Genomic DNA, 25,024 nt, shown 5'->3' on the forward strand with positions numbered 1-25,024 from the left:
AGGATGCAATATTTATCCAAAAATATCGCTCATCTATTTTTATTACTGATAATTTTTTTCGGTGGTCAAGCGGTTGCAGCACAACCACTTTGGCAAGTTTTGCCTGAAACAGTAAATAAAAGTGAAAGTGACCCTAGGGAATACAAAGCCATCAAACTCAGTAATGATATGACGGTTTTATTAGTATCAGATACCAAAGCAACAAAATCATTGGCTGCGGTATCGATACCTGTTGGTAGTATTGAAAACCCAAATAGCCAATTAGGGTTGGCTCATTATTTAGAGCATATGGTTTTAATGGGCTCCAAAAAGTACCCAGAGCCAAGTAGTTTCTCTGAATTTTTGCAAAAACACGGTGGTAGCCATAATGCAAGTACCGCTTCTCATCGTACTGCTTATTACTTTGAAGTTGAAAATGGAGCACTAAAAGAAGCGACGGATAGGCTTGCAGATGCATTAGCTGAGCCACTTTTAGACCCGATTAATGCGGACAGAGAACGTAATGCAGTTAATGCAGAACTTACAATGGCACGCTCTCGTGACGGGATGCGTATATGGCAAGTACGTTCTGAAACATTGAACCCATTACACCCGAACTCACGCTTTTCTGGGGGGAATTTAGAGACTCTGAAAGATAAACCTAATAGCAAACTACAAGATGAGCTCGTGGGTTTTTATAAGCAGTATTATTCTGCAAACCTAATGAATGCAGTGCTTTACGGCGACCAATCTATTGAGTCATTAGCGAATATTGCACAGGAATCATTTGGGCGTATACCTAATTTTAATGCCAGTGTTCCGGCTGTTAATACCCCTGCGGTAACGGATAATGAAAAAGGCATTATTATTCATTATGTGCCAGCTCAACCACAAAAAGCCATACAAATTGAATTTAGCATTAAAAATAATATGGCAGATTTTCGCAGTAAAAGTGACAACTATATTAGTTACTTAATTGGTAATAGAAGCCCAGGAACATTGGCGGATTGGTTAATATCGCAAGGGCTTGCTGAAGGTATCAGCGCCTCTGCCACTCCAAATTTAGATAGAAACTACGGCTCATTCTCTATTTATGTCACGCTGACAGATAAAGGGTTACAGGAAAGAGACGAAATTATCGCGGCTATCTTTTCTTATATTGAGTTAATTAAGAATGATGGAGTTAATAAAAGCTACTTTGATGAAATAGCAAAAGTTCTTAATTTATCATTTCGTTATGGTTCAATTGTCAGGGACATGAACTACATTGAATGGTTATCAGACCAAATGATTGATGTTCCAGTTAATCATGTTCTTGACTCAGATTACATTGCTGATAAGTATGATCCTGAAGCGATTAAACAGCGTTTATCAGAGCTCACTGCGCAAGAGGCGAGAATTTGGTTTATTAGTCCAAATGAACCGAATAACAAAAAAGCCTACTTTGTTGATGCACCGTATCAAGTTAATAAAATCACAGCAAAACAATTTAAAACCTGGGCAAGTTTAGAATCTAAAATGAATTTTAAATTGCCTGCTTTAAACCCATATATTGCTGATAATTTATCACTAATTAAAACTGATAAGGCTTATAAACACCCCGAGTTCATCTATCAAGATGGCAATACACGTGTGTTATATATGCCAAGTCAATATTTTGCAGATGAGCCAAAGGCGAGTATCACCTTATCATTACGTTCTAACCAAGGTGACAAAGACGCTAAGCAACAAGTCACAGGCTCTTTATTACAATATATCGCTTCATTGAAAATGGATGAACTGCAATATCAGGCATCTGTAGCTGGCATGTCTGTCTCTGTTTCTCAGGGGATCGGTCTGCAATTAAATGCCAGTGGTTACACCCAACATTTACCTGAACTCTTTTTATCCATGACAAAGCTATACCTGAATTTTGAGCCAACGGAACAAGAGTTAGCTCAAGCGAAGTCTTGGTATAAAGAGCAAATTGAAGTTGCTAATAATGCGAAAGCTTATGAGCTGGCCATGCAACCGCTTCAGCGTATTAATAGTGTGCCTTATTTTGAGCAAGAACAGCGTTTAGCCGAGCTAGATAAAATTTCATTGCAGGACCTCACCAACTACCGTGAAATGTTAGTTAAAAGTGCCGCATTACAAGCGCTTGTCTTTGGTAATATGACTGAATCACAAGGTATTGAAACCATTAAAGATGCACAGCAATTATTAAAGAGCGAAGGTACCAATTGGTGGCGTGGTGACATTGTCGTTATTGATAAAAATTACCTAGCAGATTTCCATAAACAGGGGAATAGCTCAGATAATGCACTTGCTGAAATCTTTATCCCAGACGGTTATAGCCGCATTGATGGTGCAGTATTATCAGGTATTCTTTCTAAAGTGATTCAGCCTTGGTTTTATGACCAATTAAGGACCAATGAGCAACTTGGTTACGCAGTATTTGCTTTTAAAGCAGGGCTGGGGGATCAGTGGGGAATGGGCTTTTTAATTCAAAGTAATGCGAAAACACCGAGTTACTTAAATACTCGTTACCAACAGTTTTATCTTCAAGCATTAGAGAAACTGAAAAAACTGCCGATAGATGAGTTTAATCAATATAAACAATCTATTATCACAGAGATGAACCAACCACCTCAAACATTCTATGAGGAAGTAGGCCGTTACTCATCTGATTTTTCTAGAAATATTTTTAGTTTTGATACACGTGAAAAAGTTATTGCAACTTTAGGGACCGCAACGAAAGAACAAGTCATCGAGTATTATGAAAATGCGGTTATAAAGCACAAAGGATTAGCAGTTAGCTCCCAAGTTATAGGCCAAGGAGTTGATACTAAAGTGGGGTATGCTCATCTGAAAGATTGGGTGCTTTACTCGACAGCTTCTCAGTTGCAAAAGATTTTACCAATAAAGGAAGATGCTGAGTGAATAAAGTGCAGGTAGAGTCCCAATTACTGAATGTTTTTTCATTGCCTCTGTGTGGACAGCGGTTAATTGAAGCATCTGCAGGAACGGGTAAAACATACACAATTGGTATACTTTATCTGCGGCTTTTACTAGGTCTGGGAGGCGTTAATGCGTTTCCTAGGCCGTTAAGTGTTGAAGAGATTTTAGTTGTGACATTTACTGAGGCTGCGACGAATGAGTTACGGGGACGTATTCGTCAACGTATTCATGACATGCGCTTAGTTTGCTTAAGAAATGGTGTTGGTTTCGAGTCGCAGCCTGAGTACCTTGAATTATTAGCCGAGCTTTCGGGGGAGTCCCAAAGAAAATTCGCTGCGCAATGGTTACAGGCAGCGGAAAGGCAAATGGATGAAGCCGCGATATATACTATCCATGGTTTTTGCCAAAGAATGCTAGTTCATAATGCATTTGAGTCGGGAGTATTGTTCGAACAAACAATGATTCAAGATGAATCTCCGATTCAAAAACAAGCCTGTGCAGACTTTTGGCGCCGTCATTTTTATCCTCTGAATTACTCCATGACAAAAGTTATTCAGTCACTGTGGAATAGTCCCGAAGCATTGCTTTCGGAGATTAAACCTTTCTTACAGGGTGATATTCCTTTAATTATTAACCAACCGAAACAAGTAGAAACTCTAGAAGAACGGCATCAGCGGCTAATCTTGTTAATTGAGTCAGTTAAAACGGCATGGTTAGAAAATTCAGCGGATTTTGAGAAGCTCATCGCTGAGTCAGATGTTGATAAACGAAGTTATAGTACTCGTTTTCTACCCGCATGGTTGATAAAAATTGGCGAATGGGCTCAAGAAGAAACAGAAGATTATCAGCTGCCTAAAGATCTTGAACGCTTCTCACAAACGGTACTACATAAAAAATCAAAAAGTGGCTCAGGGCCAGAGCATGTTGTTTTCCAAAGAATAGATGAGCTACTTTCTCAATCATTAACCCTAAAAGATCTAATTATTCCACTGGCAATTTCAGAGGTGAGGTCAGCGATTAGTTTTGAAAAACATAACCGTGGTGAAATGGGATTTGATGATTTATTGACCCGTTTAGATAGTGCTCTTGCTCAAGAGAGTGGAAAGTTTTTAGCTCAAGCTATCAGCCAACGTTTTCCCGTTGCGATGATAGATGAATTTCAAGACACGGATGCACAGCAGTATCGTATTTTCCAAAGAATTTATCGAGAAGTTAATGACAGTGCATTACTTTTTATTGGCGACCCTAAACAAGCTATTTATGCTTTTCGAGGCGCTGACATTTTCACTTACATTGAAGCAAAAAATGAAGTTAGCGCTCACTATACATTAGAGACTAATTATCGCTCATCACAAAATATGGTTGAAGCTATTAATCATCTATTTAGCCATTGTCAGTCACCTTTTATTTTTGAACAAATTCCTTTTCAACCCGTTAATTTCGCTAAGCAAAATAGCGGTAGAAAACTTATCCATAATGGTGAAGAAGTCAACGCGCTTACATTTTGGAAAATGGAAGAAGAAGGTGTCTCCGTTGCTGAATATGAGCAAGCAACAGCTTCACAATGTGCAGTACAAATCGCACAATACTTGCAAGGTGGCTTGCAAGGTAGTAGCTATTTTGACAATAAAGGAACGCATACTCCTGTCGAAGCTTCGGATATTACTGTGTTGGTGCGCAGTCGGCGCGAAGCCGTATTAATTCGTGATGCTTTAAATCGGTTAAATATCCCTTCGGTGTTTCAATCTAATCGGGAGAGTGTATTTTCAACGTCAGAAGCTAGGGATTTATTGTGGTTACTACAGGCAGTTTTAACACCTGAAAAAGAACGTGTTTTGCGCAGTGCATTGGCGACAGGAATATTGGGTTTAACCGCTAAACAAATTGATGACCTAAACCATGATGAAAGGTCGTGGGAAAAAATTGTAGATGAATTTGCTCGTTATGCCGTGGTGTGGCAAAAACGAGGCGTGCTCCCCATGCTTAGAATGGTCATGGCGCAGAGGCAAATTGCAGAAACATTATTATCAGGCACCGACGGAGAGCGTCGCTTGATGGATGTGATGCATATTGGTGAATTACTGCAAGAAATGTCATTACAACTTGAAGGTGAGCACACACTAATCCGTTGGTTAGCGCAACAAATAGCCCATCCTGATCATCAATCTGACGCACAGCAAATGCGTCTTGAAAGTGATAAACATTTGGTGCAGATCAGTACCATACATAAATCTAAAGGCCTTGAATACAAAATTGTATGGCTGCCTTTTGCTAGCAATTTTTTACCTCAATCTAAAGGCTTATATCACGACAGAACAGATTATGGAGTACGGCTAGACTTAAATGATAGCGAAGAAAATGTCGCTTTAGCTGACGAAGAACGCTTGGCAGAAGACCTACGTTTATTATATGTGGCCCTCACAAGGGCTATTTATCACTGTAGTGTCGGTATTGCACCATTAATTAAAGGTAACAGGAAAAAAAGTGGTGAAACCGATTTACACTTATCTGCACTGGGTTACGTTATCCAAAAAGGGCAAGCTGGTGATTACCAACTCTTAAACGAGATGTTGGCTGAAATTAGCAATGACGTTATTGATGTTGCAGTGATTAATCAACCTAAGTCGGAACGCGTATTATTAGAACAAAATGGTCGTGTAAACTTATCCGCAAGAGCAGTGACTCGTCATTTTAATGACCATTGGCGTGTTACTAGCTATTCGGGGTTAAGTTACGGTTCAAGCCATACCGAAGCAGAAGAATCAGTTTCAGCATTGCAATTTGCGAATTCATTAGCCCCGAATATGGATATTGAGGCTAGTGTTGATGTAGAGCAGCAGGAAGACGAGTCTTTGTTCCTAACTCCTCATCAATTTCCTAAAGGTGCGTCACCAGGAACATTTTTACATAGCTTAATGGAAGAGATTGATTTTAGTGAACCAGTTTCTCAAGAATGGTTGGCTGAAAAACTTGAATCCTCAGGGTTCGACTTACAGTGGGCACCAATGCTGCAAGAATGGCTACACGCAATTGTACATGCACCACTATCAGAAGACGGGTTATGTTTATCTGCTTTACGGCCTCAAGACCAATTAGATGAGATGCAGTTTTATCTGCCTATTGAGTCAATGTTGAGTGCAGGCCAATTAGATAAAATAACACATCAATATGATCCATTATCACAACGTTGTCCTCCACTAAGTTTTGAGAAAGTTCAGGGAATTTTAAAAGGGTTTATTGACCTCACCTTTTACTGGAAAGGTAAATTTTACCTTCTTGATTATAAGTCAAATTATCTAGGGGAAGACGCTAGCTTTTATACCCAAGAAGCGATGGCTGAAGCGATGATAGACCACCGCTATGATTTGCAGTATCAACTATATTCGTTGGCGTTACATCGTTACCTAAAGCAAAGAATGCCTAATTATGATTATGAAACCCATTTTGGGGGTGTCTATTATTTATTTCTAAGGGGGGTAGATGATGTTAACTCCAGTAACGGTATTTTCTTTTATCGCCCTATAGAAGCGTTTATTGAAGCGTTAGATAGCTTATTTAAAAATGTTCAACAAGGGGAACCCGCTTAATGAAATCCCTATTTAATCAGGCTATTGAGCTACGTATCTTTACACCTCTTGATGTGCAATTTGCTTACAGTATTTCTGATGATAAGCACCCGATAGTGCTTATGATTGCCGCACTTCTTAGCGCAGAAACTATGGCTGGGCACGTTTGCTTAGCATTGGCAGATGTTGTACCTGAAAAGTTATTTGCAGGAAGGCATCCTGAATTAGCCGCTGAATTTTGGCAAAAAATGGGAGAGCCGAGCGAACAAGTACTTTATCAAACGCTCAAACAAGCAAATGCAGTGTCGCTATCAACAGAAAACCAGATCTCGCCTTTAATACTTTCAGGGGAATACTTATATTTTCAACGGATGTGGCAATATGAGCAATATGTTGCAAAGTTTTTCTCTAACACATCAATAGAAAAGCAAAATAATGCCCAAATCAAGGAAGTACTAGATAATTTATTTCCTACTACTGATGATATTGATTGGCAAAAAATTGCAGCAGCAGTTGCCGTAACCAGCAAGGTGTCAATCATATCAGGGGGGCCAGGGACGGGAAAAACAACAACGGTTGCACGTATCCTTGCCGCATTAATTAAGCTTGAAACCAAACTTCACCACAAAATTAGAATAGAGCTGGCTGCTCCAACTGGTAAGGCGGCAGCTAGGTTGACGGAATCTCTTGGTGAAGCGATGAAAAAGATGCCTTTAACCGATGAAGAACGCGCTGTTTTGCCTAATCATGCAAAAACATTACACCGTTTATTAGGGGCTCAACCTGAAAGTCAGCAGTTTCGTTATAACCGAGACAACCGTTTATCTCTTGATGTACTCATTGTTGATGAAGCCTCAATGGTAGATTTACCCATGATGAGTAAATTACTTGAGTCACTGCCTGAAAATGCAAAATTAATATTTCTAGGTGATAAAGATCAACTTGCTTCTGTCGAAGCGGGTGCTGTGTTAGGGGATATTTGTCAGTTTGCTGATAACGGTTATAGTGTGGAAAGGGCATCTCAACTTTCGGCGCTAACAGGATATTCAGTTGCAGCTTATGCATCACCAAACGGCCCAATTATTCGTGATAACCTATGTTTATTGCGTAAAAGCTACCGTTTTTCTGCAGACTCAGGGATTGGCCAACTCGCTTTTGCTGTAAATGAAGGGAATGTTTCTCGAGTTCAACAATTACTAAATCAACAACGTCCAGATGTGCATAGTTATATTCAAGAAACAGCGGATGATTACGCGAAAATTTTATTAGATGCCGCTGAAAATTATAAGGAATATCTACTTGCGGTTAAAGATAAAGAAGATCCTGAGCAAGTTCTGAAAAAATTTAACCAATATCGGTTACTAACGGCTCTGCGGGAAGGGCCTTTTGGCGTTATTGGCCTTAACGATAAATTAGAAAAATTATTTCATAGGCAAGGGATAATAAACCGCCCATATAATTTATTGAATAAACACTATGCAGGCCGACCAATTATGATTAGTCGTAATGATAGCCCATTAGGACTTTTTAATGGGGATATAGGCATCATTTTACCAGATGAAGAAAATGCACTGAGAGCCTATTTCCAATTTCCAGATGGGACTATTCGTGGAGTACAACCTAACCGGCTTCCACAGCATGAAACAGCTTATGCAATGACCGTTCATAAATCACAAGGTTCGGAGTTTGCTCATACCGCATTGGTTTTACCAAATGTATATTCTCCAGTCATGACACGTGAGCTTGTGTATACAGCGATAACTCGAGCTAAAAAAGAGCTATCTCTTTACGGTAGCCCAAAAGTATTACGTCGAGCCGTTGAAACGCCAACTAAGCGACGGAGCGGTTTAGCGACCCAATTAATGTAACTAACTTATTTGTAAGTTACGTGAATAATTCACCCTAAAGTAAAGGTAATGAGATGGATAACCAGCAAGAAATGACGGCAATTACAGTAACATTAAATGCAAGGCTTGAGCCTATTAGGCGTGGTGACTTAGAAGATGCATTTAATGAAGTCATGAAAAGCATGGATAAAAATATCCATGTCACAGGTGGTGGGACATTATTAGGTGATAATGGTGAAGCGCAGGAATGTGATATAGAAATAGCACTTGAAGAGGCGAGTGACGAAAATATCAGTTTAATTATTCAACTTTTTTCTTCAATGTTAGCTCCAAAAGGCTCTCGTTTATTTATTCATGGGGAAGATGTTCGAATCGATTTTGGTTCAGATGAAGGTATGGCTATTTATTTCAACGGGACAGAACTCGCGGATGACGTTTATGAAAACGGGGATATCAGTGAAGTGTTCGATATTCTAGATGATGCTGTGGAAGATATTGGGAGCATTCATGGCGTTTGGGATGGCCCGACAGAAACCGCATTCTATTTTTATGGTACATCTTTCGCTGAGATGAAAGCGGCAATCCAACCACATTTAGATTCCATTCCTTTGTGTGAGAAAGCTAGAGTTATTCAGATAGCTTAACGGCTATTCCGTAGTTTTAAAGCTACGACCCAAACTATGCATCCTTGTATAGTTTGGGGCTAAAGTCAGTGACGAAACAGTAATTATGCTGAAGACTCTAATATTCACTTATCAGCTTGGTTTTTTAGGTCTAAAATCAATATTTTAGAGCGACGCTGGTAGTTATATAAAGCCTGCTTTTTCATTGGTAACATCTCAATCTCCGCGGGGGTAAAACCACGCTCTTGAAACCAATGGATACTACGAGTTGTCAGGACAAATAGTTTATCTAAACCAAATTGTTTTGCTTGTACAGCAACACGGTGCAGTAACTCCTCTCCTCTAGATGAACTTCGGTAATCAGGATGAACAGCGACACAAGCCATTTCACCTAGTTTTTCTTCTGGGTAAGGGTAAAGCGCTGCACAAGCGATGACTAAGTTATCACGTTCAATAATGGTAAATTTATCAATTTCCATTTCTAATTGCTCACGTGAACGTCTAACTAAAATACCTTGTTGCTCTAATGGGCGAATAAGCTCTAATATTCCACCAATATCATTAATGTTTGCACGGCGGATTTGTTCCGCACTTTCCATGACGATTTGGGTGCCAATACCATCACGAGAGAATAACTCTTGAATTAACGAGCCATTTTCTTGGTAGCTCAATAGGTGGCTACGGCGGACGCCTCGGCGGCAAGCTTTTGCGGCTCCGCGTAAAAAGCGCACAGTTCCTGAATAGTAATCACCTTCAGATTCAAGTTCTTGAATGCGGTTTTCTGCTTCATTTGGGAATAATTCAGACAAAATATTGCCTTCTTTGTCTGCTACACCTTGTGAGGAGCAAAAACCGATCAGTTTTTCCGCTTTCATTTTTACTGCTAATTGAGTGGCAATTTCTTCAGAGGTCAGATTAAAACTTTCCCCTGTGACTGAGACGGCAACCGGCCCAATTAGCACAATAGAACCATTATCTAATTGATTATTAATGGCTTCTTCATTAATACGACGGATCCTTCCACTGTGGCAATAATCAATACCATCATCAACGCCCAGAGGTTGGGCAATAACGAAATTGCCACTAACCACATTAATGTGTGCGCCTTGAAGCGGGGTATTACCTAAGCTCATAGATAACCGAGCCGTGATATCTAATTGTAAAGCGCCAGAAGCTTGCTTTACATATTCAAGAGTATTCGCATCGGTGACGCGAGTATGTTTATGATAAACCGCATCATATTTATGCTCTGCTAAAATGTCCTCAATTTGAGGCCTAGCGCCATAAACGACAACAATTCGGATGCCTAAACTATGCAATAATCCTATGTCATTGACAATGCTAGGAAAATTTTCATGCGCAATCGCTTCACCACCAAGCATAATAATAAATGTTTTGCCGCGGTGGGCGTTTATATAAGGAACCGAATGGCGAAACTCATCAACCAACTCGGTGCTGCGCTCTTTCATAACAACCCTCTTAATTGAATTTTTATTCGTTAATAATGTATTTTTATTCTTTTTGTCGGTAAATATCAAGTAAAAGATGGGATAAAAAAAGTAACATTTTTATTTTTTACATTTACATATCTCTAAATTTAACTCGATATACTCTATGAAAACTAAATTGCATAAAATTGACACAGAAAGTCACTCACAAATATTTTCTCTCAGTATGATTAGGTTATACTCATGTCTGTAACTCTATAGATGCTTTGATATATTCTTAATGACAGAGTGCAAATGATTAGTTAGAGTGCGTATTTCAAGGCTAACTATTAGCATTTATCCTAAAATCACTTTATTTCTCAGTTCTAGGTTCGGAATTATTGATGAGTCACCAAGATCACAACCCATCGAAGCGTCGTTTTATTCAAGGCGCAGCAGCAGTTATGTTACTGAGCATTAGCCCATTCGGTTTTTCTGCGAGTAGCAGCGTGGTGGCTGTGCGCATTTGGCCAGCATCGAGCTATACACGAGTTACATTGGAATCTAGTACTCCATTGAAGTACCGTCAGTTTGTGCTTAATAACCCTGAGCGTATTGTGGTCGATCTTGAAGGGGTGCAGTTAAATAATGTATTGAAGGATATGGGAACTCAAATTCAAACACGTGATCCCTACCTTAAACTAGTTAGAGTTGGGCAATTTGATCCGAAAACGGTTCGCTTGGTATTTGAAGTTAAAAATAAAGTCAGTCCTCAATTCTTCTCGATGGCCCCTGTTGCGGAATTTAAGCATCGCTTAGTTCTTGATTTTTATCCAGGTAAAGGCGTTGACACCAATGATGATCCTCTATTGGCATTACTTGAGGATTATAATAAAGGTGATCTTGAGGAGAGCATGCCCGCTCAAGCGAAGAAACCGGGTAAAGCAGGGACGGATCGCCCAATTATTATTATGATCGACCCAGGACATGGTGGCGAAGACCCCGGTGCGATCGGCAAATATAAAACGCGCGAAAAAGATGTGGTTTTACAGATCGCACGTCGGCTAAAAGCACTGATAGATAAAGATCCTAAAATGCGCTCCTATATGACACGCAATGAAGATGTCTTTATTCCATTAAAAGTCCGAGTGGCGAAAGCGCGTAAAATGCAGGCAGATTTATTCGTTTCAATTCATGCGGATGCATTTACTAATCGTTCAGCCCGAGGCTCTTCTGTTTTTGCACTATCGACGAAAGGCGCGACCAGTAATACGGCTCGTTACCTTGCACAAACACAAAACGAAGCGGACTTAGTGGGCGGAGTGAGTAAAAGTGGTGATGTGTATCTTGACCATACGATGTTTGATCTCGTGCAAACTGCGACAATTAATGACAGCTTGAAATTCGGTGACGAAGTACTAAAACGAATGGGAAAAGTTAACAAACTGCATAAAAACAGAGTTGACCAAGCCGGTTTCGCGGTACTTAAAGCACCTGAGATCCCATCGATTCTAGTCGAAACCGCTTTTATTAGTAATTTGGAAGAAGAGAAGAAATTAAAAACAGCAAAATTCCAACAGCAAATGGCAGAATCCATTTTTGAAGGAGTAAAAGCTTATTTCCGTAACGGTGGTGCATTAGCGATCCGCAACTAGTTAATTTAAAAAGATTAAGAAAGGTGATAAACGTATGTGGATCGCCTTTTTTATTTTTCAGTTATGATTAAAAATAGAATTTTTATAGTGATATTAAAAAGGTGATGGGGGACCAGAAAGGAGACTCAAAAGAATTGGTTGCGGGGGCTGGATTTGAACCAACGACCTTCGGGTTATGAGCCCGACGAGCTACCATGCTGCTCCACCCCGCGACTGAAGAGGCAAAAAATTGGTTGCGGGAGCTGGATTTGAACCAACGACCTTCGGGTTATGAGCCCGACGAGCTACCATGCTGCTCCATCCCGCGACTGAATTTTTACGACTTTATACTGCAGATTTTTTGTTACTTTACTGATTTAATCAGTAATTGGTTGCGGGGGCTGGATTTGAACCAACGACCTTCGGGTTATGAGCCCGACGAGCTACCATGCTGCTCCACCCCGCGTCCGATGCGGGCACTATACTCGGGATGAGATCTGATGCAAGTTTTTTCGTGTTTTTTTTTCAAAATTTAGCATTTACCGAACAAAATTTGTTCTGTCTGGCTGTTTTTTACACTTTGATGAGTTGGTGAAGGAAAATAACCACTCTAAATATATTTACACGTTTCATTCCCTAATTGGGTTTGCTATTGTGCGCTTCATATTGGATTGTTGGATTTATCTGGGTGGTAGAGCATGAATATAGGGCTAACAAAAATCGTCAATAAACAAACAGTAAAAAAGTGGTTAGTAACCAGTGTATTTCTTTCCTTATTAGCTGGGTGCCAAACCCATCCAACGGATAAAGGCCAACAATATAAAGATGGTCGCTTAGTTCAAGATTTACAGAAAGTAAATCAAGTGAATGTACAGGGACGACCAATCAATGCGCCAGATTTTAATCAGCAGGTTAATGAAATCAAAAATGCATCACCACGGTTGTTTAAAAATAACAATGATGCTTACCATGCCATAGAAAATTGGTTGATGGCGGGAGGAGATCCGGCTCAATTGGCAAATTTCAATTTAACGGCTTTCCAAATGGAAGGTGCCGATAATTATGGAAACGTGCAATTTACAGGATATTACACACCTGTGATTGAGGCCCGTCGTATGGCACAAGGTGAATTTCGTTATCCGTTATACGGTATGCCCCGAAAAGGAAAGAAGCGTTTACCTAGCCGAGCCGCGATTTATAACGGTGCCCTGAGTGATAATTTAATTTTAGCTTATAGTAATTCACCCGTTGAAAATTTTATGATGGAAGTTCAGGGAAGTGGCTATGTTGATTTTGGGGATGGTAGCCCTTTGAATTTCTTTGGTTATGCAGGTAAAAATGGCCATGCGTACAAAAGTATCGGAAAAGTGCTGGTAGACCGCGGTGAGGTTCCTCTTAGCCAAATGTCATTACAAGCTATCCATGATTGGACGGACCAGCATAGCGAGCAAGAAGTTCGCCAGCTTTTAGAAGAAAACCCGTCATTTGTCTTTTTTAAACCGCAATCATTTGTCCCTGTTAGAGGTGCAAGTGCGGTTCCTTTAATTGCTAAGGCATCCGTTGCATCAGATAAAACCCTCATTCCACCGGGTACAGCTTTGCTCGCAGAAATCCCTGTATTAGATAATAACGGGAAATTTACGGGGCAGTATGAAATGCGTATGATGATAGCCTTGGATGTCGGTGGTGCAATTAAAGGGCATCATTTTGATATTTACCACGGTATAGGTCATGACGCTGGGAAAATGGCCGGTTTTTATAACCATTATGGGCGAGTTTGGGTGCTGAAAAAAAGCCAGCCGCTATTTGGTTCACTGTAGTTACAGATTTAACTGAGGTTGTTCGTTATTATGCAAGCTAAGCTTTCTGATGCTTGGATGCAGCGTTTTGCTGGGATCGGGCGTTTATATGGGCAACATGCTCTTCATCTTTTTGCACGTTCTCACGTTTGTGTCATTGGGGTTGGTGGGGTAGGTGTATGGGCCGCGGAGGCGCTTGCTCGTTCAGGTATTGGGTTCATCACATTGATTGATATGGATGATATCTGTGTGACTAATACTAATCGTCAATTACATGCCATCAAGTCGACGGTTGGGCAACCAAAAGTTGAGGTGATGAAAAATCGTATTTTAGAAATTAACCCTGAGTGTGTAGTGAATGTTATTGATGACTTTATTACTGTCGATAATGTCGCTCACTACCTTAGTACGGGGTTTGATTATGTTATTGATGCTATTGATAGTGTGAGGCCTAAAGCAGCGTTACTAGCGTATTGTAGGCGCTTTAAAATACCTATTATCACCATAGGGGGCGCTGGTGGGCAAATCGACCCAACAAAAATTCAAGTGGCAGACTTGGCTAAGACTATCCAAGACCCATTAGCGGCTAAGTTGCGAGAACGCTTAAAATCTGATTTTAACGTCATTAAAAACGGGAAAGGAAAGCTTGGGATTGACTGTGTTTTTTCTACCGAGCAACTTGTTTATCCACAAAGCGATGGCACGGTATGTGCGGCAAAAAGTACTGCGGATGGTTCTAAGCGTATGGACTGCGCTTCAGGCTTTGGCGCAGTTACTATGGTTACAGCGAGTTTTGGGTTTGTTGCCGTTTCACATGCACTTAAAAAAATGATAGCAAAGTCACAACGAGAAATGGAAAATCTGTAAAGCGAATGAGGCTATTGCGATAGATAGCCTCATTTAATGAATTACGCAGGTGTCATTTCATTGGCAATATTTTGAATTGCAGTAATGAGTGATTGAATACCATTTTGGCGAGACTCGCTGAGTTGCGAAGGTAAGCCGGTTTGAGCTAATAAGTGGTCAAAATCAATTTCCATGATCTCTTTTGCTGTTTTTTGCTCTACCGCGGCTAATAAAATAGCAAATAACCCTTTTACTACCCGGCCTTCACTATCCCCATAAAAATGAAATGTTTCATTATCATTGAGCCGTGCTCCGATCCAAACTCGGTTTTCACAGCCTTTAACTTCTTGAGTTTGCAGTTTTTCATCATCAGACAATACAGGCAGCTTTCTCGCAAATTGAATTAATAAACGATATTTATCTTCCCATGCTTTATGTGTGGAAAACTGTTCAACTATTTCTTGAATTTTAATCTCTGTACCGAATGGGTGCGGAGCAAGTTCATGGTTAGTCGAAGTCATTAGGCTTCCTTTATTGATTTATTCATTGAGTATAGAAAGTGAAACGGTGACTGCGTCAATAAATTTATCGACATCTTGCAGGTTGTTGTAAGGCATCATTGAGACGCGCAAGCAGCCACTTATATTTAATGCATCCATTAATGGTTGGGTGCAGTGTTGACCATAGCGTAGTGCAATATTTTGCTCGGTCAAGAGGGCTCCCAGATCACTATGATGAACATCTTTGAAGTTAAATGATAGCAAAGGAGAATGAGGCACACTATAGCTAATAAAGCCGGGAAGTGCCGATAGTTTTTTAGCTGCATATTCGGTTAATGAGCAAGTATATGTTTCTGCTAGTGTTAAATTTATCTCTTCCAGCCACTCTAGAACAGCTGAAAAGGCAATTACACCAGCAATATTCGGTGTTCCTGCTTCGAATCGTTGGGGAATAGGAGCAAGCGTAAAATTATCAAATGTGACGTGAGTCAACATCTTACCGCCACCATGCCAAGGGGTCATTTGCTCTAAAAGTTCTGTTTTGGCATAGCAAACCCCAAGCCCTGTGGGTCCATATAACTTATGTGCTGAAAATACATAGAAATCGACATTCAGCTCACTGACATTAATAGGGCTATGAACGACACCTTGTGCGCCATCAACAACGACGAGAGCTCCTACTTGGTGAGCAAGTTGAGTTACTGTCTGTATATCTGGTTGATACCCAGTTACATTGGACATTTGTGTGATAGCGATAACTTTCGTTTTTTCAGATAATTTAGATTTGAGTACATCAAGGCTTAACGTCAGGTTTTTTTCAACAGGCCATTTTATAATTTTGGCACCTGTTTGTTGCGAAAGCATAATCCATGGTAATAAATTTGAATGATGTTCTATTTCACTAACAATAATTTCATCGTCAGGTTGTAATGTTGAGCGAAAATAACCTTGTGCAATTAAATTAATTGATTCTGTTGTCCCGCGTGTCCAAATAATATTTTTTTCATTTGAAGCATGAATATATTTTGCGGCACGAATTCGCCCCTGCTCATAATCACGTGTTAATTTTAGTGATTCAGGTGACTGACCTCGGTATACGGAACTGCCTGACAAGCGATAATAGTCATTTGATGCATTGATCATGGCAATAGGCTTCAGAGCCGTAGCCGCACTATCAAAAAATAGTGTTGACGAGTCTATCGCTGGGAAGGCGAGGCGAAATGTGGTAGCGCTAAAATGATCCATGAGTATTTTCTTTTTAGTCAAAATTTCAATGTGTTTTGATTTTACTGAGTGCTGTATTAGTTGATTGTACATTTATTAGTACATTTATAGTTATTTTCTGATTAATTTAAACTTATCATTTTTCAATCTAATTATTGAAATATTCTGTTACGTTTGGTATTAATTGTTAGCAATTCTTCCAGATGTGGTTTCAAGATGATTCAGTGTTTTGCATTGCAATGCAACGCCTTTTGTTTATAAATTTATTTTTTTAAGTACTTAGTGAATAATTTTCAAGATTTATCTTAAATATCTTACTGAAAGTTTTTTCGGTACACTTGTATTTATCTATAGATATTTGTATTTATTAAGTTAAATTGCTTAAGTAAATGCCGAAATAGCATTAAAAAAAGAGTAAAAAAAAGCACCGCGCGTTGGCGGTGCACTATATAAAATCACTATGGACAGACAGGGTAAATGTACAGGAAGTGAAAAAACAGTAGCTAAAGCTACAAAGGTCTGGTTCAACCAGACAACTTGCAAACACAACATCACAACCACAAAGCCAAAAGTTTCAAAGTAACTAAACTCTGTAACTTTTCGTTCCGGCTTAGGAAGTGTGCATACTATAGGTATTTACTAGCGTATCCTCAAGGGACAAATTATAATGCTTCGGATGAAAAAAACTAATGCATAACAAGATGCCAAGTAGAAGTGATTATGTCTAAAAGATTACCGCCCCTAAATGCACTGAGAGTCTTTGACGCTGCAGCTCGTCATTTAAGTTTTACTAAGGCAGCAGAAGAATTATTTGTTACTCAAGCGGCCGTTAGCCACCAGATGAAAAGTTTGGAGGATTTCCTTGGGTTGAAATTATTTCGTCGGCGCAATCGCTCATTGTTGTTGACAGAAGAGGGACAAAGTTATTACCTTGATATTAAAGAAATTTTTTCTTCTTTGAATGAGGCGACGCGTAAGTTACAAGCAAGAAGCGCGAAGGGGGCATTAACAGTGAGTTTATCCCCAAGCTTTGCAATTCAATGGCTGGTACCAAGGCTTTCAGGCTTCAATCAAGCCTATCCAGGCATTGATGTGCGGATCCAGGCTGTAGATAGAGAAGAAGATAAATTGGCTGATGACGTTGATGTCGCTATTTTCTACGGTAAAGGTAATTGGCCTGGATTAAGAACAGATAGGCTTTATGCTGAATATTTAATGCCTGTGTGTTCGCCATCTTTATTAACTGGGGATAGCCAATTAAAAGTTCCTGAAGATCTAGCAAAACATACGTTACTTCACGATTCTTCACGAAGAGACTGGCAGGCATATGTTAAGCAACTAGAGTTACAAAATGTAGTCAATGTACAGCAAGGTCCCATTTTTAGTCATAGTGCTATGGTTATTCAAGCTGCTGTTCATGGTCAGGGGGTTGCATTAACGAATAATGTGATGGCCAAAAATGAAATTGACGCTGGGCGCTTAGTTTGCCCTTTTAGTGAGGTGTTAGTTAGTAAAAACGCATTCTACCTAGTTTGCCAAGAAAATCAGGCAGATTTAGGCAAAATAGCTGCATTTCGCCAATGGATCCTTGGGCAGGCAGCAAGTGAACAAGAGAAATTAGGCTTTATTACGGGTGACCAAGATGTGGCGCTTATTCAGTAATCAAGTATTTAAATAAAAGGTGTTACTGTGAATAGTCGTTTGATGTTAATTTTTGCTGGAATTAGTGGCTTCTTTACTGTTGCTTTTGGGGCTATTGGTTCACATGCGTTATCGTCAATTATGAGTGTCCATCAAATGGACTGGATTGAAATAGGACTGCGTTATCAAATGTTGCATACTGTAGCACTGATGGTGCTCGGGGCAATTTTATTACGTAAAATTATCCTATGGTTCTATTGGTCAGGTGTGTTTTTCTCTGTTGGGATACTTCTTTTTAGCGGTAGCCTTTATTGTATGGCACTATTGCAGGTAAAATACTTCTCTTATTTTACGCCAATAGGTGGTGTATGTTTCCTAATTGGTTGGCTGTTAGTGGTTATTGGCGCTATGCGTCTAAGGAAATCGGCGTCACGCAATGAGTAATAAAATTGCACTATATTGCCGTCCAGGCTTTGAAAAAGAATGTGCAGCAGAGATTACAGATAAAGCAGGGCAAAAAGAGATTTATGGTTTTGCTCGCGTAAAAGAAAACAGTGGTTATGTTATTTTTGAGTGCTATCAAGCAGAAGATGCAGACACACTCGCACGGACGTTGCCTTTTCGAGAATTAATTTTTGCTCGTCAAATGATTGTAATAGGGGATTTACTTAAGGACTTACCGCCTGAAGACCGTATTACTCCGATTGTAAATGCATTGAGTCAGCAAGTTGCGCGGGCAGGTGATATCCGTGTTGAAGTTGCTGATACCAACGAGTCGAAAGAGCTGCTGAAATTTTGCCGCAAGTTTACGGTACCTTTACGTAATGCATTACGTAAAGAAAAAATCTTATTGCCACTCGAAAACTTTAAGCGGCCTGTTATTCATGTATTTTTTATAGCCCCAGGTTGTTGTTATACCGGGTATTCATATACTAATAATAGTTCGAACTTCTATATGGGGATCCCAAGATTAAAATTCCCATCGGATGCTCCGAGTCGTTCAACCTTAAAACTTGAGGAAGCTTTCCATGTCTTCATTCCTTATGAAGAGTGGGAAGAGCGTCTAGCGAGCGGGATGAAAGCAGTCGACCTTGGTGCATGTCCAGGTGGATGGACTTATCAATTGGTAAAACGCAGTATGATGGTGGATGCTGTAGATAACGGCCCAATGGCAGAAAGCCTTATGGATACAGGGCAAGTTAAGCATCACCGTGAAGATGGGTTTAAATTTAAGCCTACTTCCCACAACATTACGTGGTTAGTCTGTGATATGGTTGAAAAACCCGCTAAAGTTGCTGCGTTAATGACGGATTGGCTTGCACAAGGTTGGTGCCGAGAAGCCATTTTCAACTTAAAATTGCCGATGAAAAAGCGCTATGAAGAAGTTTCACATATCTTAGAAAAGATGAAAACACAGCTCAAAGAGCAAGGCATTAATGTGTTGATTCAAGCGAAGCAGCTTTATCATGACCGTGAAGAAGTGACTGTGCACGTGATGAGGATATGGTCGGCAAATCCAATGGCACGTGAGTATTATTAATCCATAAAACCAGTCAATGAGAAGGCCACTAATTAATAAAGTGGCCTTTTTTATATTAGTTGGTTATATAACGCAGCTGATTCAAATTTCCTTGTAGCGCGATATCGGTTCTTAAAGTCGCGATATCTCGACAAATCAATGCAATTTCCTGTTGATTGATGAGTTTTTTCTGCCACTTATCTTCAAGTTTATCTAAATTAGCAAATATATTTTCAATAGAATGGTATTGCTGCAATAGGGTTGTAGCACTTTTGGGACCAATACCTGCAACCCCAGGAACCTTACTGCTACTGATCCCTGCGAGTCCCCAATAATCAGGAAGTTGCTCAGGAGAAACACCAAATTCCTTTTCGATAAAAGGGATATCAAGCCAGCGCTTTTGAAAATAGTCGCGAATTCTTAAGTTAGGGGAAAGTAGTTGGCAATAACCTTTATCTGTGGATACGATGGTAACCGTGTGCCCTGAGCCCGCAATGCGTGTTGCTAAGGTTGCGGCTAAGTCATCAGCTTCATCCCCTTCAGACTGCCAGCAGTGAATTCCTTTTTCTTTAAATAAAGCGATTAATGCAGGGAGTTCGGCATGCAAATCTTCAGGCATCGGTTGCCGGCCAGCTTTATAATCAGGCAGTTTTTCATGACGCCAGCTTTGATGACGACCTTCTTCATCAAACACTGCAACAATGTGTGTGGCGTCTGTATGGGTGATCAACTGTGCTATTGCAGATAAACAAGTTTCTCCACACGGGCTTCCTTGCACCGCGTGGATCCGGCGTATTAAGTTTAATGCATCAATAATTAATAAATGGATCATAAATACGCCATCATTATTTATTTCACGATTTCATAGCAAGGTTCGTACGCTGTACCACCAGGTAATTTCATACGATGTTGTTCAACGAAGCCTTGTAATAACACATCCATACGCTTCATTAGCTCACTATCACCGTGAATTTTGAATGGGCCATGTTTTTCGATGGCTTTCATACCAACTTCTTTCACGTTACCAGCGACAATACCTGAGAAAGCACGACGTAAATCTGAAGCTAATTTTTCAGGCGCTTGTCCTGGGTGTAGGTTCAGTGATGCCATATTCTCATGGGTTGGTTCGAATGGGTGCTGTAAATCGTGAGCAATTTTGATCGACCAGTTGAAGCTATAGGCATCACCAGTGCTACGGCGATTTTCTTTAACTTGTGGCATGCTACGTTTCATCACACGAGCAACTTCTGGTGCATCATCAATAATAATTTGGTAGTGCTTACTGGCTTCATCACCTAAAGTGTGACGAATAAAATCGTCTAATACTTCAAAGTATTCTGCACTTTCTTTTGGACCCGTTAAAATTAATGGCAGAACTTGTTCACTGTTAGCCGGATCCATCAAAATACCAAGTAAATAAAGCAACTCTTCAGCAGTACCGACACCACCTGGGAAGATTATAATCCCATGACCTAATCGAACGAATGCCTCTAAACGTTTTTCGATATCAGGCATAATGATGAGCTCGTTCACTAATGGATTTGGTGGCTCAGCCGCAATAATTGAAGGTTCAGTTAAGCCAATAAAACGGCTATTTTTGTATTGTTGTTGGGCGTGGCCAACAGCGGCACCTTTCATTGGTGCTTCCATAGCTCCAGGACCACAGCCTGTACAGATATTGAGTTCACGTAAGCCAAGTTCGTTACCGACCTTACGACCATATAGGTATTCAATTTCATTAATTGAGTGGCCGCCCCAGCAAACAATCATACTTGGGTCTTCATCAATATGCAGTGCGCGAGCATTACGTAAGATGGAGAAAATCATATTAGTGATGTGTGTGCCATTTTCGAGGTCTAGATTGAATCGCTCTTTGGCATGCGTAATTTGCGCATGTACGAATAAAATGTCACGTAATACAGCAAACAGGTTTGCTTGTAAGGTGCGGATGATTTTGCCATCAACGAAGGCTTTTTCTGGTGGCTCGATAAGTTCAAGCTTAACGCCACGCTCACGGCGTAATACATTGATATCAAAATCTTTACTTTTTTCTAAAAGCTCTTTACTGCTATCGGTTAAGCTGCCTGAATGCAAAACGGCTAAAGAGCAATTCCTAAATAATTGGTACAAATCGCTACTGGCCGTGCGTTTTAGCATGTCAACTTCAAGTTGAGAGAGTAGATCCATAGATCCTAATGGACTGATATGAGTAATCAAGTAGTACTCCTTTACCCAATGGGTTCTTGATATGTGATTGTACTGTAAATGTATTAATTACATTTATTTTTCAACTGTATACATTTATTGCCGTGATAAACGACCTAATTCAGGCTTAAATTCTTCATTACTACGCCATGGGTTTATATCAAGCCCTCCACGGCGAGTATAGCGTGCGTAAACACTTAATTTTTCAGGTTTACACAATTGCATAATATCAGTGAAAATGCGTTCAACGCATTGTTCATGAAATTCATTATGATGGCGAAATGAAACTAAATAACGTAATAAGGCTTCGCGATCAATTTTGGGCCCACGATAGTGGATCTGCACAGAGCCCCAGTCAGGTTGATTGGTAATTAAGCAGTTTGATTTTAATAAATGGCTCACTAACGTTTCGTCGACAACCTGTTGCTGAGTACAATTCGCCAAATAGTCTCGATTAAACTCATAATTATCAATATCAATTTCTTGCTCATCAATACATTCGCCAAGTAATGGCTGGATAGGTTGATGAGAAAAATGGGCTAATTTATGAAGTGTAACGCTTACTTGGCCATTAGCACAGTGGCTTAAATCATTTTGCAAAGCGCTTCGCACATTTTCCCAAGTTTCAAAACGTGTTTGGTTAAAACTGTTTAGATAAAGCTTAAAACTTTTTGATTCAATTAAATTTTCGCTATTAGCATCAACACTAACCGAACCTATTGCTACCTGAGGAACCCCACGCTGATTTAGCCATGAAAGCTCATACATTGTCCAAATATCAGCACCGTGAAACGGAAGTGCTTTAGCATGAATAGCTAAAGGGTCACGATTTAAACTACGAGGGACGGCTTGCAATAATGTGGCATCATACTGGTCATGGTAAGCCGTTTTCTTCCCAAGTGTTAAATTATTAAGTGCGGGATTATTTTGGTAGTGTGACATAGGGGTCCTTATACTTCATAAACTTAAAATGAGGCTAACAGGTAAAAATTGGGATATTTTCTTCATTTGCAAACTTCTGTCATAATACCATTTATCTACCACATTGACGCCTTTCTCTTTAAATAGGCTACAGAAAACACATAACTATGAATACATCACACTCTGTCGCACTACAAAATTTTACGCAGAAATATATTTCGCAATGGCACCAACAAACGGGTTTGCCTCCTGCTTCAACAGACTTATATGGTGTTCCATCTCCATGTATTGTCCGTACAGGTGAAAACTGGGTTTATTGGGAACCTCAGCCATTCCCAATAAAGGATGCGAGCTTAGACAAAGTCGCGGCAGCATTGGAGATAAATTTGCAAGGTGATATCCATGCTTTTTATACGACACAGCTTGCTGGTGATATGAAAGCCACATTTCGTGATATTACGCTGAGTTTAGTGCAGGTATGGAATGAAGATGACTTCATCCGTTTGCAAGAAAATTTAATTGGTCATTTAGTTACTCAGAAGCGTTTAAAGCTATCACCCACGCTGTTTATTGCGACTTTAGAATCAGAGATTGAAATGATTTCAATGTGTAATCTCACGGGAGAAATTATATTAGAAAAATTTGGTAGTCAGCAAAGGCGTGTACTTTCTTCGAATTTAACAAATTTTCTCGATGAACTCGTGGTTGTCATTGAACCTCAGGGGTAAGTGTTTTTAAGTGGGTTTGTGTAAGTAAATGCCTACAATTGAGCTAAGTCATTTCTTAAAAAATGTTCTTTATATTGTAATGATAATTATTTAACTTTTAATTTCATGGCGTTACTATCTGGTTTGTGATTTGTATGTGTTTTCACTATGTTATTGTTTATTTTGCTAGGTTGTTTCATTAATACATTTAATGCATTCTTATCTCGCTGGACAGGGTAAACTCGTTTAGCTTTTTATACCTTACTGCTTAGTGTAAGGTGTGAAAATTGTTTAAAACAAGGCGATGGAACGCGACTAGGTGACGGATCTATAAATTTGTTTTAATCAACAGGATGTTGAGTGACGGGAAGTCATTTGCAGGATGCGTAAATTTTAAAGTATGAGCCAGTCAGCTTCGGTTGACTGGCTTTTTTAGTTATGCGTTTATTGCAGTAGAGTGGTGAAAAAAGTATCAAAGATACTTTAATTGATTAAAAATCAATGCTCTGCTTTAATCGAATTTTCGGTTAACGAGGCAATAATATCTTGGGTCATGGTATCGCGAAGTGCTTCTCGGCGGCGAAATTCAGCACGACGCTGGCTTTTCACTGACTCTATATCTCGTACAGGTTCTTGAATAGGTAATTGGAACCAACCATCAGGTGTTTTCGTCGCACTACATTCTTGCCAAAATGTATCGTAGCTTGATTTCAAATGCTGGCTCTTAATATGGCACTGGTTTGAAATCCCTAATATTGATTTTACCTGAAAGAAGGTTGCTACTGCATAAACCGCGGACATTAATAGGTTTTTGGGCCTCATTCCGTGCATTTGCTTAGTTATCAACCTAACTTGGTCGACACTTTGTTCAGTGGAAGGGCCTTGCAAAGAGCACACGTACAATTGTCCTTCTGGGCCAAAGGAAAAACTCATTAAATAAATATCGTCACCCGTTTCATTTCTCAAGTGTAAAGTGAGGTCACCTTCCCGAGGATATTGAGAATAAATCAACGTTAACTGAGCAAATTCCCCTGATTTTAATTCAATGTTTGCCACAAGAAGCCCTTCGCGCTTTGTACAGAACATTGTCTCAATAGCTTCGGGTGTAAATGTGTTTTCAATTAAATTGAGCGTATAGCTGGCAGTTAATAATTTTTGTTTTCCATTCCAGCTTTTATGTAGGTACTTATTGATTGGGCGCTCAATGAAGTGAGGAACGCCTTCAATAACTGAAGAAAACTGAGCGCTACGGTAGTTTTGACACATAAATTGATACTGCTGATATTGTGACGAAGGTAGCTTTGAAATGCGTATTTTTCTTTTTAATTCAAAATACTTAGAGTTTAAGGCTTTCCAAACTTTACTTTCCTTGCGCCACTGTTTTAGTCGTCCCATAAATAAACCATTTTGTTGTTAATTATTTTGTAAGTTCTAAATTGATAAAACATTTAATTTTACATGTGTTATCTGCAACGAAATATAAACAAATCTTATTAAGTGAGTTGTCAGATTGATGGTGGTGATAATAACTATAGATAAGAAAAATGAATAAACTTGTATTTACTCATTTTTAACCCCATTTATTCGACAGAATTGTGATAGAAAATACCGTATATTTGCCATTGTCATCACTAAATGAGTTTAAG

Annotated in this window: 18 protein-coding genes and 3 tRNA genes; 11 read left to right on the forward strand and 10 right to left on the reverse strand. The window is 39.6% G+C overall.

The annotated features are described in order from the left end of the window. The first annotated feature begins 3 nt into the window (after nt 1-3). The 4 genes from ptrA to PR800_RS03500 are packed head-to-tail and all read left to right on the forward strand — an operon-like array spanning nt 4 to nt 8,976. The gene (ptrA, locus tag PR800_RS03485) at nt 4-2,901 is read left to right on the forward strand and encodes a pitrilysin (RefSeq protein ID WP_210844047.1); all 2,898 of its coding nucleotides are present in this window, start codon (nt 4-6) and stop codon (nt 2,899-2,901) included. Continuing rightward, complete coding sequence (recB, locus tag PR800_RS03490; protein WP_272530223.1) at nt 2,898-6,506, forward strand: exodeoxyribonuclease V subunit beta; 3,609 nt, start codon at nt 2,898-2,900, stop codon at nt 6,504-6,506. The genes ptrA and recB overlap by 4 nt, the downstream gene beginning before the upstream one ends. Further along, the gene (gene recD / locus PR800_RS03495; protein ID WP_206275835.1) at nt 6,506-8,353 is read left to right on the forward strand and encodes an exodeoxyribonuclease V subunit alpha; all 1,848 of its coding nucleotides are present in this window, start codon (nt 6,506-6,508) and stop codon (nt 8,351-8,353) included. The genes recB and recD overlap by 1 nt, the downstream gene beginning before the upstream one ends. A 53-nt stretch (nt 8,354-8,406) precedes the next feature. Continuing rightward, nucleotides 8,407-8,976 (forward strand): hypothetical protein, encoded by a 570-nt coding sequence (locus PR800_RS03500; RefSeq protein ID WP_166264453.1) that lies wholly within the window; start codon nt 8,407-8,409, stop codon nt 8,974-8,976. Nucleotides 8,977-9,080: 104 nt separating this feature from the next. On the opposite strand, the gene argA is transcribed toward PR800_RS03500, so the two are convergent. Next, nucleotides 9,081-10,424: an amino-acid N-acetyltransferase gene (argA, locus tag PR800_RS03505; RefSeq protein ID WP_102139954.1), complete on the reverse strand. Its 1,344-nt coding sequence runs from the start codon at nt 10,422-10,424 to the stop codon at nt 9,081-9,083. 362 nt (nt 10,425-10,786) lie between these two features. On the opposite strand from argA, the gene amiC reads away from it, so the two are divergent. After that, the gene (amiC, locus tag PR800_RS03510; RefSeq protein ID WP_102139953.1) at nt 10,787-12,037 is read left to right on the forward strand and encodes an N-acetylmuramoyl-L-alanine amidase AmiC; all 1,251 of its coding nucleotides are present in this window, start codon (nt 10,787-10,789) and stop codon (nt 12,035-12,037) included. 135 nt (nt 12,038-12,172) lie between these two features. Here the strand turns inward: amiC and PR800_RS03515 are convergent. From PR800_RS03515 to PR800_RS03525, 3 genes are all read right to left on the reverse strand, one after another. After that, a tRNA-Met gene (locus tag PR800_RS03515) sits at nt 12,173-12,249 on the reverse strand. An 18-nt stretch (nt 12,250-12,267) separates the two neighbouring features. Then, nucleotides 12,268-12,344: transfer RNA gene (locus PR800_RS03520), tRNA-Met, on the reverse strand. A gap of 61 nt (nt 12,345-12,405) precedes the next feature. Next, nucleotides 12,406-12,482: transfer RNA gene (locus PR800_RS03525), tRNA-Met, on the reverse strand. Between the two features lie 232 nt (nt 12,483-12,714). Here PR800_RS03525 and mltA point away from each other — a divergent pair. Together mltA and tcdA are read left to right on the forward strand one after the other, a co-directional pair. Continuing rightward, complete coding sequence (mltA, locus tag PR800_RS03530) at nt 12,715-13,836, forward strand: murein transglycosylase A (protein ID WP_272530224.1); 1,122 nt, start codon at nt 12,715-12,717, stop codon at nt 13,834-13,836. Nucleotides 13,837-13,866: 30 nt separating this feature from the next. Then, the gene (gene tcdA / locus PR800_RS03535; protein ID WP_102139952.1) at nt 13,867-14,682 is read left to right on the forward strand and encodes a tRNA cyclic N6-threonylcarbamoyladenosine(37) synthase TcdA; all 816 of its coding nucleotides are present in this window, start codon (nt 13,867-13,869) and stop codon (nt 14,680-14,682) included. A 41-nt stretch (nt 14,683-14,723) separates the two neighbouring features. Here the strand turns inward: tcdA and csdE are convergent, their stop codons facing one another. Next, a complete protein-coding gene (csdE, locus tag PR800_RS03540) occupies nt 14,724-15,182 on the reverse strand; it encodes a cysteine desulfurase sulfur acceptor subunit CsdE (RefSeq protein WP_206275836.1) in 459 nt (152 codons plus the stop codon). Between the two features lie 18 nt (nt 15,183-15,200). Beyond that, complete coding sequence (gene csdA / locus PR800_RS03545; RefSeq protein WP_272530226.1) at nt 15,201-16,406, reverse strand: cysteine desulfurase CsdA; 1,206 nt, start codon at nt 16,404-16,406, stop codon at nt 15,201-15,203. Between the two features lie 699 nt (nt 16,407-17,105). Between csdA and PR800_RS03550 the strand changes: the two genes are divergently transcribed. Genes PR800_RS03550 through rlmM form a run of 3 tightly spaced genes read left to right on the forward strand, consistent with a single transcriptional unit; the run spans nt 17,106 to nt 19,566 of the window. Beyond that, nucleotides 17,106-18,047, forward strand: a complete 942-nt coding sequence (locus tag PR800_RS03550; RefSeq protein WP_102139949.1) for a transcriptional regulator GcvA — start codon at nt 17,106-17,108, stop codon at nt 18,045-18,047. Between the two features lie 27 nt (nt 18,048-18,074). Continuing rightward, nucleotides 18,075-18,470 carry a DUF423 domain-containing protein gene (locus tag PR800_RS03555; protein ID WP_004908716.1) on the forward strand — a complete coding sequence of 132 codons (396 nt, stop codon included), beginning with the start codon at nt 18,075-18,077 and terminating at the stop codon, nt 18,468-18,470. Next, nucleotides 18,463-19,566: a 23S rRNA (cytidine(2498)-2'-O)-methyltransferase RlmM gene (rlmM, locus tag PR800_RS03560; protein WP_102139948.1), complete on the forward strand. Its 1,104-nt coding sequence runs from the start codon at nt 18,463-18,465 to the stop codon at nt 19,564-19,566. Before PR800_RS03555 ends, rlmM begins: the two co-directional genes overlap by 8 nt. A 55-nt stretch (nt 19,567-19,621) precedes the next feature. Here rlmM and xni read toward each other — a convergent pair whose 3' ends face one another. From xni to queF, 3 genes are all read right to left on the reverse strand, one after another. Next, on the reverse strand, nt 19,622-20,377 hold the full coding sequence (gene xni, locus PR800_RS03565; protein ID WP_102139947.1) for a flap endonuclease Xni: 756 nt from the start codon (nt 20,375-20,377) through the stop codon (nt 19,622-19,624). A 17-nt stretch (nt 20,378-20,394) separates the two neighbouring features. Beyond that, the gene (ppnN, locus tag PR800_RS03570; protein ID WP_102139946.1) at nt 20,395-21,762 is read right to left on the reverse strand and encodes a nucleotide 5'-monophosphate nucleosidase PpnN; all 1,368 of its coding nucleotides are present in this window, start codon (nt 21,760-21,762) and stop codon (nt 20,395-20,397) included. A gap of 84 nt (nt 21,763-21,846) precedes the next feature. Next, entirely contained in the window at nt 21,847-22,692 is an 846-nt protein-coding gene (gene queF, locus PR800_RS03575) for an NADPH-dependent 7-cyano-7-deazaguanine reductase QueF (protein ID WP_102139945.1), read from the reverse strand. A gap of 146 nt (nt 22,693-22,838) precedes the next feature. On the opposite strand from queF, the gene syd reads away from it, so the two are divergent. After that, nucleotides 22,839-23,399 carry a SecY-interacting protein gene (gene syd, locus PR800_RS03580; protein ID WP_102139944.1) on the forward strand — a complete coding sequence of 187 codons (561 nt, stop codon included), beginning with the start codon at nt 22,839-22,841 and terminating at the stop codon, nt 23,397-23,399. Nucleotides 23,400-23,876: 477 nt separating this feature from the next. On the opposite strand, the gene PR800_RS03585 is transcribed toward syd, so the two are convergent. Continuing rightward, the gene (locus PR800_RS03585; protein ID WP_210848164.1) at nt 23,877-24,773 is read right to left on the reverse strand and encodes a DUF535 family protein; all 897 of its coding nucleotides are present in this window, start codon (nt 24,771-24,773) and stop codon (nt 23,877-23,879) included. Nucleotides 24,774-25,024 lie beyond the last annotated feature (251 nt).

Origin of the sequence: Providencia sp. PROV205, assembly GCF_028479505.1 — a bacterium.
GTDB lineage: Bacteria > Pseudomonadota > Gammaproteobacteria > Enterobacterales > Enterobacteriaceae > Providencia > Providencia huaxiensis.

Bases quoted from the DNA above. Each gene is read 5' to 3' on its own strand.
- ptrA (WP_210844047.1), top strand. From the start codon at position 4: ATGCAATATTTATCCAAAAATATCGCTCATCTATTTTTATTACTGATA.
- recD (WP_206275835.1), top strand. From the start codon at position 6,506: ATGAAATCCCTATTTAATCAGGCTATTGAGCTACGTATCTTTACACCT.
- PR800_RS03500 (WP_166264453.1), top strand. From the start codon at position 8,407: ATGGATAACCAGCAAGAAATGACGGCAATTACAGTAACATTAAATGCA.
- argA (WP_102139954.1), bottom strand. From the start codon at position 10,424: ATGAAAGAGCGCAGCACCGAGTTGGTTGATGAGTTTCGCCATTCGGTT.
- amiC (WP_102139953.1), top strand. From the start codon at position 10,787: ATGAGTCACCAAGATCACAACCCATCGAAGCGTCGTTTTATTCAAGGC.
- mltA (WP_272530224.1), top strand. From the start codon at position 12,715: ATGAATATAGGGCTAACAAAAATCGTCAATAAACAAACAGTAAAAAAG.
- tcdA (WP_102139952.1), top strand. From the start codon at position 13,867: ATGCAAGCTAAGCTTTCTGATGCTTGGATGCAGCGTTTTGCTGGGATC.
- csdE (WP_206275836.1), bottom strand. From the start codon at position 15,182: ATGACTTCGACTAACCATGAACTTGCTCCGCACCCATTCGGTACAGAG.
- csdA (WP_272530226.1), bottom strand. From the start codon at position 16,406: ATGGATCATTTTAGCGCTACCACATTTCGCCTCGCCTTCCCAGCGATA.
- PR800_RS03550 (WP_102139949.1), top strand. From the start codon at position 17,106: ATGTCTAAAAGATTACCGCCCCTAAATGCACTGAGAGTCTTTGACGCT.
- rlmM (WP_102139948.1), top strand. From the start codon at position 18,463: ATGAGTAATAAAATTGCACTATATTGCCGTCCAGGCTTTGAAAAAGAA.
- xni (WP_102139947.1), bottom strand. From the start codon at position 20,377: ATGATCCATTTATTAATTATTGATGCATTAAACTTAATACGCCGGATC.
- queF (WP_102139945.1), bottom strand. From the start codon at position 22,692: ATGTCACACTACCAAAATAATCCCGCACTTAATAATTTAACACTTGGG.
- syd (WP_102139944.1), top strand. From the start codon at position 22,839: ATGAATACATCACACTCTGTCGCACTACAAAATTTTACGCAGAAATAT.
- PR800_RS03585 (WP_210848164.1), bottom strand. From the start codon at position 24,773: ATGGGACGACTAAAACAGTGGCGCAAGGAAAGTAAAGTTTGGAAAGCC.